The organism is Pseudomonas sp. MONT-RG-20F-20-E-7-02 (genome assembly GCF_022662395.1).
Taxonomy (GTDB): domain Bacteria; phylum Pseudomonadota; class Gammaproteobacteria; order Pseudomonadales; family Pseudomonadaceae; genus Aquipseudomonas.
Window position 1 is genome coordinate 189,191 of record NZ_JAKNQN010000006.1, and the last position, 14,670, is coordinate 203,860.

General features: G+C 61.1%; 13 protein-coding genes. 7 read left to right on the top strand and 6 right to left on the bottom strand.

Features of this window, described 5'->3' with window-relative positions:
* Positions 1 to 2 precede the first annotated feature (2 nt).
* The gene (locus L8I05_RS18740; RefSeq protein WP_242170886.1) at positions 3 to 1,334 is read left to right on the top strand and encodes a DUF58 domain-containing protein; all 1,332 of its coding nucleotides are present in this window, start codon (positions 3 to 5) and stop codon (positions 1,332 to 1,334) included.
* A 61-nt stretch (positions 1,335 to 1,395) separates the two neighbouring features.
* Here the strand turns inward: L8I05_RS18740 and L8I05_RS18745 are convergent, their stop codons facing one another.
* Positions 1,396 to 1,755 carry a PilZ domain-containing protein gene (locus L8I05_RS18745; protein WP_242170888.1) on the bottom strand — a complete coding sequence of 120 codons (360 nt, stop codon included), beginning with the start codon at positions 1,753 to 1,755 and terminating at the stop codon, positions 1,396 to 1,398.
* Between the two features lie 224 nt (positions 1,756 to 1,979).
* Positions 1,980 to 2,354, bottom strand: a complete 375-nt coding sequence (locus L8I05_RS18750) for a tetratricopeptide repeat protein (protein WP_159959517.1) — start codon at positions 2,352 to 2,354, stop codon at positions 1,980 to 1,982.
* A 175-nt stretch (positions 2,355 to 2,529) separates the two neighbouring features.
* On the opposite strand from L8I05_RS18750, the gene pyk reads away from it, so the two are divergent.
* Entirely contained in the window at positions 2,530 to 3,981 is a 1,452-nt protein-coding gene (gene pyk / locus L8I05_RS18755) for a pyruvate kinase (protein WP_242170890.1), read from the top strand.
* A gap of 160 nt (positions 3,982 to 4,141) precedes the next feature.
* On the opposite strand, the gene L8I05_RS18760 is transcribed toward pyk, so the two are convergent.
* Positions 4,142 to 4,891, bottom strand: a complete 750-nt coding sequence (locus L8I05_RS18760) for an enoyl-CoA hydratase-related protein (RefSeq protein WP_242170892.1) — start codon at positions 4,889 to 4,891, stop codon at positions 4,142 to 4,144.
* Between the two features lie 30 nt (positions 4,892 to 4,921).
* Complete coding sequence (locus tag L8I05_RS18765; RefSeq protein ID WP_242170896.1) at positions 4,922 to 5,854, bottom strand: iron-sulfur-binding ferredoxin reductase; 933 nt, start codon at positions 5,852 to 5,854, stop codon at positions 4,922 to 4,924.
* 230 nt (positions 5,855 to 6,084) lie between these two features.
* Between L8I05_RS18765 and L8I05_RS18770 the strand changes: the two genes are divergently transcribed.
* The 4 genes from L8I05_RS18770 to L8I05_RS18785 all read left to right on the top strand — a co-directional run bounded on the left by L8I05_RS18770 (position 6,085) and on the right by L8I05_RS18785 (position 12,532).
* Positions 6,085 to 7,608, top strand: coding sequence for a fumarate hydratase (locus tag L8I05_RS18770; protein ID WP_010208051.1), 1,524 nt, complete (start codon positions 6,085 to 6,087; stop codon positions 7,606 to 7,608).
* Positions 7,609 to 7,842: 234 nt separating this feature from the next.
* Entirely contained in the window at positions 7,843 to 9,609 is a 1,767-nt protein-coding gene (locus L8I05_RS18775) for an ATP-binding protein (RefSeq protein WP_242170898.1), read from the top strand.
* Entirely contained in the window at positions 9,603 to 10,928 is a 1,326-nt protein-coding gene (locus tag L8I05_RS18780) for a sigma-54 dependent transcriptional regulator (RefSeq protein WP_177017034.1), read from the top strand. Before L8I05_RS18775 ends, L8I05_RS18780 begins: the two co-directional genes overlap by 7 nt.
* A gap of 284 nt (positions 10,929 to 11,212) precedes the next feature.
* Positions 11,213 to 12,532, top strand: coding sequence for an MFS transporter (locus tag L8I05_RS18785; RefSeq protein ID WP_159959531.1), 1,320 nt, complete (start codon positions 11,213 to 11,215; stop codon positions 12,530 to 12,532).
* 137 nt (positions 12,533 to 12,669) lie between these two features.
* On the opposite strand, the gene L8I05_RS18790 is transcribed toward L8I05_RS18785, so the two are convergent.
* The gene (locus tag L8I05_RS18790) at positions 12,670 to 13,425 is read right to left on the bottom strand and encodes a hypothetical protein (RefSeq protein ID WP_242170899.1); all 756 of its coding nucleotides are present in this window, start codon (positions 13,423 to 13,425) and stop codon (positions 12,670 to 12,672) included.
* 193 nt (positions 13,426 to 13,618) lie between these two features.
* Between L8I05_RS18790 and L8I05_RS18795 the strand changes: the two genes are divergently transcribed.
* Positions 13,619 to 14,239, top strand: coding sequence for a flavin reductase family protein (locus tag L8I05_RS18795; protein WP_197626894.1), 621 nt, complete (start codon positions 13,619 to 13,621; stop codon positions 14,237 to 14,239).
* Positions 14,240 to 14,382: 143 nt separating this feature from the next.
* Here the strand turns inward: L8I05_RS18795 and L8I05_RS18800 are convergent, their stop codons facing one another.
* The gene (locus tag L8I05_RS18800; RefSeq protein WP_242170901.1) at positions 14,383 to 14,664 is read right to left on the bottom strand and encodes a hypothetical protein; all 282 of its coding nucleotides are present in this window, start codon (positions 14,662 to 14,664) and stop codon (positions 14,383 to 14,385) included.
* Positions 14,665 to 14,670: the final 6 nt, after the last annotated feature.

Sequence of the window (14,670 nt, forward strand, 5' to 3'; positions counted from 1 at the left end):
CCATGAAGCCGACCCGACTGCTGCTGGCCTGGCTCGGTGCGCTACTGGGCCTGAACACCTTGCTCGGCGTTGCCGCAGCATTGCAGTTCAAGGTGCCCGACACCCTGCATTCGGTCGCCTGGGGCCTGCTGCTGGCGCTGTTGCTGCTGACCCTGCTGGATGCTGCACGCTTGCGTCGGCGCCCTCCTGTGCAAGTGCAACGGCAAATGCCCGGCAGCCTGGCGCTCGGACGCTGGGGTGACGTTCGCCTGATACTCACCCACAACTACCCGCAGCCACTGACGGTGCAGGTGTTCGATCACGTCCCGGACGGCCTGAGCATGGAAAACCTGCCTCAGTCCATCGAACTGCGCCCCGGTGAACGCAGTGAGTTGGGTTATCGGCTACGCCCCCTGCGGCGTGGGCACTTCCGTTTCAGCCGTTGTGAAATTCACCTGCCCAGCCCCTTTGGGCTCTGGTCAGCACGACGTTTTATTGAAGTTAACGATACAACCCGCGTCTACCCGGACTTCGCCCGGCTGTACGGCGCGCAGCTGCTGGGTGTGGATAACTGGCTGAGCCAACTCGGTGTGCAACAACGTCAGCGCCGGGGGTTAGGGCTGGAATTCCATCAACTGCGTGAATTTCGCGAAGGCGACAGCCTGCGCCAGATAGATTGGAAGGCCACCGCCCGCCAACGCACGCCCATCGCCCGCGAATACCAGGATGAGCGCGACCAGCAAATTGTGTTCATGCTTGATTGCGGCCGACGCATGCGCAGCCAGGATGACGAGTTATCGCACTTCGACCACGCGCTTAACGCATGCCTGCTGCTCAGCTATGTCGCACTGCGCCAGGGTGATGCCGTGGGTCTGTGCACCTTTGCCGGTGACCAGCCACGCTACCTGGCGCCGGTCAAGGGTAGCGGCCAGTTGAACCTGCTGCTTAATGCGGTGTACGACCTGGATACCACCCGGCGCAGCGCGGACTACCAGGCCGCCGCCAGCCAACTGCTGGCTCGGCAGAAACGCCGGGCGCTGGTAATCGTGGTCACCAACCTGCGCGATGAGGACGATGAAGCACTGCTGACAGCGGTGAAGCGCATCAGCCGACAGCATCGTGTATTGGTGGCCAGCCTGCGCGAGGAGGTGCTTGATCAACTGCGCCAGGCCCCCGTGCAGACCTTGCCCGAGGCACTGGCTTATAGCGGCACGGTGGACTACCTCAATACGCGTAACGAACTCCACGACCGGCTGAGCGCGCATGGGTTGTCCGTAGTGGACACCTCACCTTCGGCGCTGGGTGCCGCACTGGTGACGCGTTATCTGGGCTGGAAGAAAGCTGGCGTATTTTGAGCGCGAGTGTACGACCAGGTTCGGGCAACCACAACCGAACCGGGCCGACAACACACAGTGCCTAGGCGGATGCCTGCAAGGGATCAAAACTGAAGTAATTCAACAAGGCGGTGATCAGTTGCCCGTACTCTTCACACGCATCAATCACGCTGAACCCGGAGTCATAATACTGAGGATTGATGTCCTCATGGCTCCACAAGCAGGTCGCGGTAAGGTCAATGGCCTGGAGTTCGCCGTCCGGCCCAGGCACTTTCAGGCGCAACTCGAAGTCCACATCGACCATCATGGGCAATTGGCTGATCAACATCAGCCCGTTCTCGGAAACATTGCCAAGAAAGCCGATAGGCTTGTCGGTAAGACGATTGAACACCTGCAAGTAGCAATGTAACTGGTGCCGCTCGATCCTTCGGTGGGTAACCATGTGAGATCGCCATCCAATGGCCATGTTTTGGCCGTGCCAGTGATTCGGAACGAGCCGATGGCTCGCTCTCCCTGGATCTCGGTGTGACAACGTAAAGCGTTATGGTCACTAAAACAGCTGCCGAATCCGGGCCTCGCATTCGTTTGAATAGAAACTTGTACAAACGAACAATCAAAGAATAGCCCAAGACTGGCGTCGGGCCAGCTACAGCATGACAAATATCCTTACAAAGACGCTGGCCGTGGCTGCGCTACGCTGGCGCCAGGGTAATGGCCCAATTGCTGCAGGGTGTCCAGCCGCGCACGCGCACGAAAAGCGTATTCACTCGTCGGGTACTGACTGATGATGAATTGATAGGTTTGTACGGCGTCCACGAACAACTTCTGCCGTTCCAGGCATTGTCCGCGCAACATCGAGACCTCCGGTTGTACGTAACGACGGGTACGGCTCTCACGGTCGACCTGGGACAATTCCAGGGTGACGCGCTCGCAATCACCCACCCCATAGGCGCGGTAAGCATTGTTCAAATGGTGGTCCATCGACCAGCGGGTACAGCCGACAACACTGACGGCCAGGGCAGCAACGAGCAAAATTCGCATGGGGGTTCTCCTGTCTTGAGCAGTGTATCGACCCCTCGTCGAAAATCTTCAAGGATGTTCGTCGATTCAACCGCTGCAAAAACAAGCCAATCGTCGATAAGTAGTGCAAACGAACAATGACTACAACGAAAGAGCATAGTAGCCTTCTCCAGCGCTTGAACTCAGGAGTCTGTGCATGTCCGTCCGTCGCACCAAAATCGTCGCCACCCTTGGCCCGGCCAGCAACTCGCCGGAAGTCCTCGAACAGCTGATTCTGGCTGGTTTGGACGTTGCCCGTCTGAACTTCTCCCACGGCACCCCGGACGAGCACAAGGCTCGCGCCAAGCTGGTGCGTGACCTGGCCGCCAAGCACGGCCGTTTCGTGGCACTGCTGGGTGACCTGCAAGGCCCGAAAATCCGTATCGCCAAATTCGCCAACAAGCGGATCGAACTGAAGATCGGTGACAAGTTCACCTTCTCCACCAGCCACCCGCTGACCGACGGCAACCAGGAAATCGTGGGTATTGACTACCCGGACCTGGTGAAAGACTGCGGCGTCGGTGACGAACTGCTGCTGGACGACGGCCGCGTTGTAATGCGCGTCGACACTGCGACCCCGACCGAGCTGCACTGCACCGTGATCATCGGCGGCCCGCTGTCCGACCACAAAGGCATCAACCGCCGCGGTGGTGGCCTGACGGCGCCGGCCCTGACTGAAAAAGACAAGGCCGACATCATTCTCGCCGCCGAAATGGAAGTGGACTACCTCGCCGTGTCCTTCCCGCGCGACGCTGCCGACATGGAATACGCGCGTAAACTGCGCGACGAAGCTGGCGGCACCGCCTGGCTGGTAGCGAAGATCGAACGCGCCGAAGCCGTCGCCGATGACGAAACCCTCGACGGCCTGATCAAGGCTTCCGACGCTGTGATGGTTGCCCGTGGCGACCTGGGCGTGGAAATCGGTGACGCCGAGCTGATCGGCATCCAGAAGAAGATCATCCTGCACGCACGCCGCCACAACAAAGCGGTGATCGTGGCGACCCAGATGATGGAGTCGATGATCCAGAACCCAATGCCGACCCGTGCTGAAGTGTCTGACGTGGCCAACGCCGTGCTCGACTACACCGACGCCGTGATGCTCTCGGCTGAAAGTGCTGCCGGCCCGTACCCATTGGAAGCGGTGCAAGCCATGGCGCGTATCTGCCTCGGCGCTGAAAAGCACCCGACCAGCAAGACCTCCAGCCACCGCATTGGCAAAGAGTTCGAAAGCTGCGACCAGAGCATCGCCCTGGCTGCGATGTACACCGCGAACCACTTCCCGGGCGTTAAAGCGATCATCGCCTTGACCGAAAGTGGCTACACGCCGTTGATCATGTCGCGTATCCGTTCCTCGGTGCCGATCTACGCGTTCTCCCCGCACCGCGAAACCCAGGCCCGCGCGGCCATGTTCCGTGGCGTGTACACCGTACCGTTCGATCCGGCTTCGTTGCCGCCGCATGAAGTCAGCCAAGCTGCCATCGACGAGCTGATCAAGCGCGGCGTGGTGGAGAAAGGCGACTGGGTCATCCTGACCAAGGGCGATAGCTACCACACCATCGGCGGCACCAACGGCATGAAGATCCTGCACGTTGGCGACCCAATGGTCTGAGTGACAGGCTGAAAAACAAAAGCCCCGCCATGTGAATGGCGGGGCTTTTTGCATTTCAAGCTGACGGGTGTGTTGAGTTTGGGGCCTCATCGCAGGCAAGCCAGCTCCCACAGGGGATTGCGGTCGACTGTGGGAGCCGGGCTTGCCCGCGATGGCGTCATCAGCGCCGGGCGATAAAACCCGACAACGCCGCAATCGCCTCCGGCGACCTCAAACGCTGGGTAAACAACGCCCCCTCTTCCTCAATCACCTGCCGCAACTGGTCGCGATCAACACTCTTCATCAGTTGCTTGCTCACCTGCACCGCCCCCGGCGCCAGCGTTTCAAAGCGTTCAGCCACTTCCCGCGCCTTGGCCAATGCCGCCTCACCACTGCCCAACGCCTCGGTGGCAATGCCCCACGCCGCCGCTTGCTCACCGGTAAACCCTTCGCCCAGCAGCAACAGCTCAGCCGCCTTGGCATGCCCGAGCAGACGCGGCAGGATCAAGCTGGAGCCAAACTCGGGGCACAGCCCCAAGTTGACAAACGGCATGCGCAAACGCGCATCGCGGCTGATATACACCAGGTCGCAATGCAGCAACAGGGTCGTACCAATGCCCACCGCCGCGCCGGCGACAGCGGCGATCACCGGCTTGCGGCAGTTGAGCAGGCTTTTCATAAAGTGAAACGGTGGGCTGTCGAGGTCGCTGGGCGGCTGTTCGAGAAAGTCGCCGATGTCATTACCGGCGGTAAAACACTCACTGCTGCCTTGAATCAGCACGGCACGAACAGCGGCATCCGCATCGGCCTGCTCCAACGCTTCGGCCAATTGGGTGTACATGGTCCGGGTCAGGGCGTTTTTCTTGTTGGGCCGATTGAGCTGCAGAATCAGCAGCCCGCGTTCGCGTTGTTGAAGAATGGCGTCGGTCATGGCGGATCTCGCGGCTGTCGAATTCAGCGCTCAACCACGGGGCAGGAACACATCGGCCAGCAGTTGATTACGCGGCAGTCCCGCCAGGAACAAGCGCTTGGAAAACGCCTCGACGCTGGCAGGGTGCCCGCAGAGTAAGGCCAGAGTTTGCCGCGAAACAAGCCGTAGTTGCGCCAATGCCTGGGTCAACTCCGCCGCCGTCCACAGCTCCACGCTCAGGTTGGGATGCTGCGCAGCCAGCTGCGCCAGGGGCTCGGACAAGTAGTGGGCGTCGGCATCATGGGCCAGGTGAATCACGCGGATGGCGCCCTGATGATCCTGACGCAGGGCCTCACGCAGCACGCCCCACAAAGGCCCAAGGCCAGTGCCCGAGGCCAGCAGCCAGAGTGGCCGCGATTGCCAGTCGGGGTCGTATTGCAGCGCGCCTCCTCTCAATTCGCCCAATCGCAGGCTGTCTCCTGCCTGCAACTGCCGGGCAATATCGCTGAACTCACCGGGCAGACGGCAATCGAGGTGAAACTCCAGGAACGGATCTTCCTGGGGCAGACTGGCCAACGAATAGGGGCGCGCCACCTGCCCCGCCCACAGCACCAGATGCTGCCCGGCCCGATAACGCAATCCACGCTCCGGTTGCAGCCGCAGGCGCAGCACGTTCGCCGTCAGCCAATCGGCGCCGACCACCTTGGCGGCCAAACCGTCACGCAGCGGGTCAAACGTCTCAACCTGCAGATCCCCGCTGACCTGGCACTGGCAGGCCAGACGCCAGCCGTCCTGGCGCTGCGCGGGGGTCAGGGCGTCGGGTTGCTTGTCCTCGACCTGCCCCTGGCAACGCACCAGGCACGCATGGCAACTGCCCGCCCGGCAACTGTAAGGCACGGCCACACCCGCCAGATTCAGGGCGTCCAGCAGGTTGCTGCCGGTGGCTACCGACCAATGGCGTTCGCCGACGTGCAGTTCAGGCATATAAGGTCTCTATCAGAAGGGCTGCGTACAGGGAATCATGCCCTACAGAGTTTGACCATAGTCGGGTGTATCAGCCACCGCGCCGGGTTATACTGCCGCGCCTTTTTAGCGTCGCGCCAACAATACTTGCTCTTCTTGGCGACGCGCCTTGGAAAGGTGGCTTCAGCCGACCGATGCAACACTGAAGCCACCTTTATTGAATGTTCCCGTCTTATAGAGGAGCGCGACTCATGACCGTGATCAAGCAAGACGACCTGATTCAGAGCGTTGCCGACGCCCTGCAATTCATTTCCTACTACCACCCCGTTGACTTCATCCAGGCGATGCACGAAGCCTACCTGCGCGAAGAATCGCCAGCAGCCCGTGACTCCATCGCGCAGATCCTGATCAACTCGCGCATGTGCGCCACCGGCCATCGCCCGATCTGCCAGGACACCGGTATCGTTACCGTGTTCGTGCGCGTGGGCATGGACGTACGTTGGGACGGCGCCACCATGGGCCTGGACGACATGATCAACGAGGGCGTGCGTCGCGCCTACAACCTGCCGGAAAACGTCCTGCGTGCATCGATCCTCGCCGACCCGGCCGGCGCGCGCAAAAACACCAAGGACAACACCCCGGCCGTGATCCACTACTCCATCGTCCCGGGTAATACCGTGGAAGTGGACGTGGCGGCCAAGGGCGGCGGTTCCGAGAACAAGTCGAAAATGGCCATGCTCAACCCGTCCGACTCAATCGTCGACTGGGTGCTCAAGACCGTTCCGACCATGGGCGCCGGCTGGTGCCCACCGGGCATGCTCGGCATCGGCATCGGCGGCACCGCCGAGAAGGCCGCAGTCATGGCCAAGGAAGTGTTGATGGAATCCATCGACATCCACGAGCTGAAAAAGCGCGGCCCGCAGAACCGTATCGAAGAGATGCGCCTGGAGCTGTTCGAGAAGGTCAACCAACTGGGCATCGGCGCCCAGGGCCTGGGTGGCCTGACCACCGTGCTCGACGTGAAAATCATGGACTACCCGACCCACGCAGCCTCGCTGCCGGTGTGCATGATCCCCAACTGCGCCGCCACCCGTCACGCGCACTTCGTGCTCGACGGTTCCGGCCCGGCGTCGCTGGAAGCGCCACCGCTGGACGCCTACCCGGAAATCGTCTGGGAAGCCGGCCCATCGGCCCGTCGCGTCAACCTCGACACCTTGACCCCGGAAGAAGTGCAGAGCTGGAAGCCGGGCGAGACCGTGTTGCTCAACGGCAAGATGCTCACCGGCCGCGACGCTGCGCACAAGCGCATGGTCGAGATGCTGAACAAGGGTGAAACCCTGCCGGTGGACCTCAAGGGTCGCTTCATCTACTACGTCGGCCCGGTTGATCCGGTGCGCGAAGAAGTGGTTGGCCCTGCCGGCCCGACGACCGCGACGCGGATGGACAAGTTCACCCGTCAGATCCTCGAACAAACCGGCCTGCTGGGCATGATCGGCAAATCCGAGCGTGGCCCGACCGCGATCGAAGCGATCAAGGACCACAAGGCTGTGTACCTGATGGCCGTGGGCGGCGCCGCTTACCTGGTGGCGCAAGCCATCAAGAAGTCCCGCGTTGTCGCCTTCGCCGAGCTGGGTATGGAAGCGATCTACGAGTTCGACGTGAAAGACATGCCGGTCACCGTTGCTGTCGACAGCAAGGGCGAATCCGTGCACATCACCGGTCCTGCCATCTGGCAGAAAAAGATCAGTGAAAGCCTGGCGGTAGAAGTGCAGTAAGCACCTCACTGCAAGTAAAAAGGCGACTGCGGCCCCACGGCCCAGTCGCCTTTTTTTATGGCGAACTCGGTCATGTGGGAGCTGGCTTGCCTGCGATGCAGACACCTCGGTACATCAGGCACACCGGGCTGATGCCATTGCAGGCGAGCCAGCTCCCACACAAGCGTGCTCGCCACAAGTTCCAGGCCGCTCATGCTATGGTGCTCGCCCCTTACCGTGCCTGTTCATCACCGTATGATCGCGATCCCACGCCCGTTGCGCCTGACCTTCTACTCCCTGCTGATCATCGCTGGTGCGGTGCTGGCCGCGGCCTTGGCCACTCGCCATGCCGAACGCCAGGCCCTGGTCGATGACGCCGCTCGCGCCAATCAACAGCTCACGCTCTATGGCAACTCCCTGCACACGCTGATCGAACGCTACCGCGCCCTGCCCGCCGTGTTGGCGCTGGATTCGGAGATGATCAGCGCGTTGAAAAAACCGGTGGATGCCACGACTCAGGACGTGCTTAACCGCAAGTTGGAGCGCATCAACGGCGCCGCACAGTCTTCCACGCTCGAACTGATGGACAGCACCGGCCTGGCCGTGGCCGCCAGCAACTGGAACCTGCCGAGCAGTTATGTCGGACACAACTATGCGTTTCGCCCTTATTTCAGCCAGACCTTGAGCCAGGGCACCGGGCGTTTTTATGCCGTCGGCGTAACCACCGGGATTCCAGGTTACTTCCTCTCCAGCGCAGTGGTCGACGAGCACGACCAGTTCCTCGGCGCCATGGTCGTGAAGCTGGAATTCCCTGAACTCGAACGCGAATGGGCCCAGGGCAATGACCTGCTGCTGGTCAGCGACGCGCGCGGCATTGTGTTTATCGCCAATCAACCAGGCTGGCGTTACCGCAACCTGCGACCGCTGTCGGCCAGTGACCTCGCCGAGCTCAAGGCCACCCGCCAGTACGACAAAAAACAACTGCAGCCGTTGGAAACCAGCACCCTGCAGCGCTTCGACGAAAACAGCCACCTGATGCGCGTCAATGGCCCCGACGGCAATGCCAATTACATCTGGGAATCGCTGCCGCTGAAGGCCGAAGGCTGGACGCTGCACCTGCTGCGCAAACCCCAATTTGCCTTTGAAGACCAACGCAACGCCGGCCTCGCCGCCGCCGGGTCGTGGTTGGCCCTGGTGTTTCTGGTGCTGTTCCTGACCCAGCGCTGGCGCCTGGCCCGCCTGCGCCAACGCAGCCGCGAAGAGCTGGAGCAGTTGGTCGAGGAACGCACCCAGGCGCTGCGCACGGCCCAGGATGGTCTGGTGCAATCGGCCAAGTTGGCTGCATTGGGCCAGATGTCCGCCGCCCTCGCCCACGAAATCAATCAACCGCTGACCGCGCAACGCATGCAGTTGGCGACCTTGCGCCTGCTGCTGGACCATGGCCGCGTGGACGATGCCTATCAGGCACTGACGCCGCTGGACGATATGCTCACACGCATGGCGGCACTCACCGGCCACCTCAAGACCTTCGCGCGCAAAAGCCCGAGCGGCCTGCGTGAAAAGCTGGATTTGGCCACCGTGGTCGACCAATCCCTGCACTTGCTCGATGCACGCCTGCGCGACGAAGCCATCGGCGTGGTGCTGGACCTGACGCGCCCCGCCTGGGTACGCGGCGACGCGATCCGCCTGGAACAGGTGCTGATCAACCTGCTGCGCAACGCCCTCGACGCGATGGCCGACAAGCCGCGCAAACGCCTGGAAATCCGCCTGCACGCCGACCAACAATTGTGGCGGCTGACCGTCAGCGACAGCGGCGGCGGGATTGCCGAAGAACACTTGAACAGTGTGTTCGACCCGTTCTTTACCACCAAACCCGTGGGCGACGGCCTCGGCCTTGGGCTGGCGGTGTCCTACGCTATCGTGCATGAATTGGGCGGGCGCCTGCTCGCCGGCAACCGTGGCGACGGCGCCGTGTTTACCCTGACCTTGCCCATTGCGCTGGAGAAACCCGACCTATGTTGAATGCAGTGATTGTGGTCGATGACGAAGCCAGTATTCGCACGGCTGTCGAACAATGGTTGAGCCTGTCGGGGTTTGCCGTGCAGCTGTTCAGCCGCGCCGAGGAATGTTTGGCGCAACTGCCCAAGGATTTCCCCGGCGTGATCTTGAGCGACGTGCGCATGCCCGGCCTCAGCGGCCTGGAGTTGTTGGCCGAAGTACGGCGCCGCGATGCCGACCTGCCGGTGATATTGCTCACCGGCCACGGCGATGTGCCGATGGCGGTGGAAGCCATGCGCGACGGTGCCTACGATTTTCTGGAAAAACCCTTCAGCCCGGACGCCTTGCTCAATAGCCTGCGCCGCGCGTTGGACAAACGCGGGCTGATCCTGGAGAACCGTCGCCTGCATCAACAGGCCGACCATCGAGCGCAGCTGGAGTCGAGCCTGCTCGGCGTGTCCCGCAGCTTGCAGAATTTGCGCCGCCAGGTGCTGGACCTGGCGAGCTTGCCGGTCAATGTGTTGATCCGTGGCGAGACTGGCAGCGGCAAGGAATTGGTCGCGCGCTGCCTGCATGATTTCGGCCCGCGCGCGAAAAAGCCGTTTGTAGCGCTCAACTGCGCCGCCATCCCCGAGCAGCTGTTTGAAGCCGAATTGTTTGGCCACGAAAGTGGCGCGTTCACCGGCGCCCAGGGCAAGCGCATCGGCAAGTTGGAATACGCCCACGGCGGCACGCTGTTCCTGGATGAAATCGAAAGCATGCCGCTGGCCCAGCAGGTAAAGCTGCTGCGCGTGTTGCAGGAGCAGAAGCTGGAGCGACTGGGTTCCAACCAAAGTATTCACGTGGATTTACGCATTATCGCCGCGACCAAGCCGGACCTTCTAGAAGAGGCGCGCGCCGGGCGTTTTCGCGAAGACCTGGCCTACCGCCTGAACGTCGCGCAACTGCGCCTGCCACCGCTGCGCGAGCGCCGCGAAGATATTCCGCTGCTGTTCGACCACTTTGCCCACAGCGCCGCCGAGCGTCTGGGCCGCAGCGCCGAACCCTTGAGCGGTGCGCAGCTGGGGCGGTTGCTCAGCCATGATTGGCCGGGCAATGTGCGCGAACTGGCCAACGTCGCCGAACGCCAAGTGCTGGGCCTGGGTGAACCTGAGCCGGAAGGTATCGAGGCCGGGCAATCGCTGGCGGCGCAGCAGGAGGCATTTGAAGCGCATTGCCTGAAAGCGGCGCTGGTTCGGCACAAAGGTGATATCAAGGCGGTGCTGGCGGAGTTGCAACTGCCGCGTCGCACCTTTAATGAAAAGATGCAGCGGCATGGGTTGGTGCGGGATACCTTCCTGTAGGCCATTTTCTGTGTTGTTTTCACAGGCGCCATCGCAGGCAAGCCAGCTCCCACATCTTGATTTGTGAACACATTCAAATGTGGGAGCTGGCTTGCCTGCGATGAGGGCCGCCGCCATAAGCGGATTTCCGCTCATCCCCCTCAAACCATCAGCAACTTTCCGCTCAAAAATATTCTGAAACCCTTCTAAACCGGGCCTTCATCTACCTGGCACAGCTTCTGCTATAGCCGAACCAGGCAGCGTTCGCGCCGCTCCACAAAAACAATTAGATGAAGGATCCTTCAATGGATAACTCCAACACCTTGCCTTTGGGGTCGGCGGCTGTGCCGGCCAAAGAACGCACGACGTCCAGCCGGATCAAATCGATCTTCAGCGGCTCCGTCGGCAACATGGTCGAGTGGTATGACTGGTACGTCTACGCCGCCTTCTCGCTGTACTTCGCCAAAGCCTTCTTCCCCGCCGGCTCCTCCACCGCCCAGTTGATGAACACCGCCGCGATCTTCGCCGTGGGCTTTATCATGCGCCCGATCGGTGGCTGGCTGATGGGCCTCTACGCCGACTACAAGGGCCGCAAGGCCGCGCTGATGGCCTCGGTCTTGCTGATGTGCTTCGGCTCGCTACTGATCGCGCTGACCCCGGGTTACGACACCATCGGCATCGGCGCGCCGATCCTGCTGGTGTTCGCGCGTTTGCTGCAAGGCCTGTCGGTGGGTGGCGAGTACGGCACCTCGGCGACCTACCTGAGTGAGATGGCGACCAAGGAACGTCGCGGTTTCTTCTCCAGCTTCCAATACGTAACCCTGATCTCCGGCCAGCTCATCGCCCTGGCGGTACTGATCGTGCTGCAGCAAGTGCTGACCACCGAGCAGTTGTATGCCTGGGGCTGGCGCATCCCGTTCGCCATCGGCGCCTTGTGCGCAGTGGTCGCGCTGTTTCTGCGTCGCGGCATGGAAGAAACCGAGTCGTTCACCAAAAAGGAAAAAGCCAAGGAAAGCGCCATGCGCACCTTGATGCGCCACCCCAAGGAAGTGTTGACCGTGGTCGGCCTGACCATGGGCGGCACCCTGGCGTTCTACACCTACACCACCTACATGCAGAAATACCTGGTGAACACCGTCGGCATGAGCATCTCCGACTCCACCACCATTTCGGCCGCCACGCTGTTTCTGTTCATGTGCCTGCAACCCTTGGTCGGCGGGCTGTCCGATAAAGTCGGCCGGCGCCCGATCCTGATCGCCTTCGGCATCCTCGGCACGCTGTTCACCGTGCCGATCCTCACCACCCTGCACACCATCCAAAGCTGGTGGGGCGCGTTCTTCCTGATCATGGCGGCGCTGATCATCGTCAGCGGCTACACCTCGATCAACGCAGTGGTGAAAGCTGAACTGTTCCCGACCGAAATTCGCGCCCTCGGCGTGGGCCTGCCGTATGCGCTGACCGTGTCGATCTTCGGCGGCACCGCTGAATACATCGCGCTGTGGTTCAAGAGCATTGGTATGGAAACCGGTTACTACTGGTATGTGACGGCGTGTATTGCCGTGTCGCTGGTGGTCTACGTGACCATGAAGGACACCCGCAAGCACTCTCGTATCACCACGGACTAAAGGTTTAACGCGGTAAAAATGTGGGAGCGGGCTTGCTCGCGAAAGCGCAGTGTCAGTCGATACATCAGTGACTGATAGACCGCATTCGCGAGCAAGCCCGCTCCCACATTTAGTTCTTTAGCGTTTCCAAAAAAGCGTCAGGTCAGCTCTACAGACTGCTGACGACCATACCGGCGCTGCGCATACGACGCCCCCGCAATCATCACCACCAGCACTGCCGCCAACACCGCCGATGAACCGATGGTGCCGAAATCCAGCCCGCCCTTTTCGTGGGGCTTGGTAAGGAAGTCGCCCAGGGTCGCGCCGAACGGCCGGGTCAGCACAAATGCCACCCAGAACAACAGCACCGACGACAGTTGGGTGAAGTATTTGAGTGCCACCACTGCCGCAATGGCCGCGCCGATCAGCAAGGCGCCCCCGGCAAAGCCGAGCCCCGAGTCGTCCGCCAGGAAGTCGCCCAGCGCGGTGCCCAAGGTGTTGGAGAACAGAATCGCCATCCAGTAAAACAGCTCACCGCGAAACGTCTGGACCTTGTTCACGTTCAGCGAGTCGCCGCTCAAACGCCACAGCGCAAAGATGATCATCAGGATCACGATCAGGATCATCGACCCCGCGGCATATCCCAGGCCGAGCGTGCGGTCCATGAAGTCAGACATGGTGGTGCCGGCCGTGCTGGTGGACAGGATCACCAGCCAATACAGCACCGGGTTGTAGGTTTTCGACCAGAGTTGCGTCACCAGGGTGACGAAAAACACGCTGATCAGGATCATCGAGCTGATGGCGTAGCCGACGTTCAAGGTCATCGACAGCAAATCCCCGGCCGTTTCGCCCAGGGTGGTTGCGCAGATTTTCATGACCCAGAACGCCAGGGTGATCTGAGGAAGTTTGTTCATGGTGCAGAAGGCTCCGAAGCTCAGTCTTTCATTGGGCCGACTTATAGGGGTGTCGACCTGGGGCGCAGACTGAACGCAGGGCCGTGAAAAATAGGTGGGCAATCAATGAAAATTCCATACGGCCAATGGAAATTCGCCGTTATGGCTTGCACTATGGCTACCTCCCAGAACCCCGCTGCAGGAACCCCGGCCCATGTCTGACGATATCCACTTCTACGAACCCGCCAACGGCCACGGCCTGCCCCACGATCCGTTCAATGCCATCGTCGGCCCACGGCCAATTGGCTGGATTTCTTCCCATGACCGCGAAGGCCACCTGAACCTGGCGCCTTACAGCTTCTTCAACGCGTTCAACTACATTCCGCCGATCATTGGGTTTTCCAGTGTCGGGCGCAAAGACAGCCTGAACAACATCGAACAGACCGGCGAGTTTGTATGGAACCTGGCCACTCGCCCGCTGGCCGAGCAGATGAACCAGAGCTGCGCGGCGGTCTCGCCGCAGGTGAATGAATTCGAGCTGTCGGGCCTGACGCCGGTCGCCTCGAAAATCGTCGGCGTGCCGCGCGTGGGCGAAAGCCCGGTGTCGTTCGAATGCAAGGTGACGCAGATCATTCAGCTACAGCGTGCGGACAAAGAGTTGGTGCCAAGCTGGCTGGTGTTAGGCGAGGTGGTCGCGGTGCACATTGCCAAATGGCTGCTCAAGGACGGGATCTACGACACCGCCGCTGCCGAGCCGATCTTGCGCGGTGGTGGGCCGGCGGATTACTTCCAGTTGGGACCGGAGGCGTTGTTCAAGATGTATCGCCCTCGCTGATTGAAATACCGCCGAACAAACACCACAGATCCATGTGGGAGCCGGGCTTGCCCGCGATGAGGGCCTAACAGCCGACTTATTGGCTGGCTGACACTCCGCTATCGCGGGCAAGCCCGGCTCCCACATTTGATCGGTGGTGGTGTTCAGCTAGCAGCTGTTGCCCAAGTCAGTTGCCCTTCGTCGTCCACATCGACCAACCGCTGCAATTGCGCGGCAGCCGCATCGTCGGCGTCGTCAGCGGTCTTGAACGTCTGTCCTTCAAGGATCTTGTGAAACTTGGGTGCGCCCATACCATCGAGTGCCTTGACGGCAATGGCAGCGCTGTAGCCACCTTCTTCTTCACGCACCAAGGCGGAAACGGCTTCGTGGTGGGCAAACTCTTTACGTGCCATGTTGCAGGTCCTGGCCAATGGAAAGTCGGCCATTCTAAC

Bases quoted from the DNA above. Each gene is read 5' to 3' on its own strand.
- L8I05_RS18750 (WP_159959517.1), bottom strand. From the start codon at position 2,354: ATGCGAATTTTGCTCGTTGCTGCCCTGGCCGTCAGTGTTGTCGGCTGT.
- L8I05_RS18795 (WP_197626894.1), top strand. From the start codon at position 13,619: ATGTCTGACGATATCCACTTCTACGAACCCGCCAACGGCCACGGCCTG.
- L8I05_RS18790 (WP_242170899.1), bottom strand. From the start codon at position 13,425: ATGAACAAACTTCCTCAGATCACCCTGGCGTTCTGGGTCATGAAAATC.
- L8I05_RS18740 (WP_242170886.1), top strand. From the start codon at position 3: ATGAAGCCGACCCGACTGCTGCTGGCCTGGCTCGGTGCGCTACTGGGC.
- pyk (WP_242170890.1), top strand. From the start codon at position 2,530: ATGTCCGTCCGTCGCACCAAAATCGTCGCCACCCTTGGCCCGGCCAGC.
- L8I05_RS18775 (WP_242170898.1), top strand. From the start codon at position 7,843: ATGATCGCGATCCCACGCCCGTTGCGCCTGACCTTCTACTCCCTGCTG.
- L8I05_RS18745 (WP_242170888.1), bottom strand. From the start codon at position 1,755: ATGGTTACCCACCGAAGGATCGAGCGGCACCAGTTACATTGCTACTTG.
- L8I05_RS18780 (WP_177017034.1), top strand. From the start codon at position 9,603: ATGTTGAATGCAGTGATTGTGGTCGATGACGAAGCCAGTATTCGCACG.
- L8I05_RS18770 (WP_010208051.1), top strand. From the start codon at position 6,085: ATGACCGTGATCAAGCAAGACGACCTGATTCAGAGCGTTGCCGACGCC.
- L8I05_RS18800 (WP_242170901.1), bottom strand. From the start codon at position 14,664: ATGGCCGACTTTCCATTGGCCAGGACCTGCAACATGGCACGTAAAGAG.
- L8I05_RS18765 (WP_242170896.1), bottom strand. From the start codon at position 5,854: ATGCCTGAACTGCACGTCGGCGAACGCCATTGGTCGGTAGCCACCGGC.
- L8I05_RS18760 (WP_242170892.1), bottom strand. From the start codon at position 4,891: ATGACCGACGCCATTCTTCAACAACGCGAACGCGGGCTGCTGATTCTG.
- L8I05_RS18785 (WP_159959531.1), top strand. From the start codon at position 11,213: ATGGATAACTCCAACACCTTGCCTTTGGGGTCGGCGGCTGTGCCGGCC.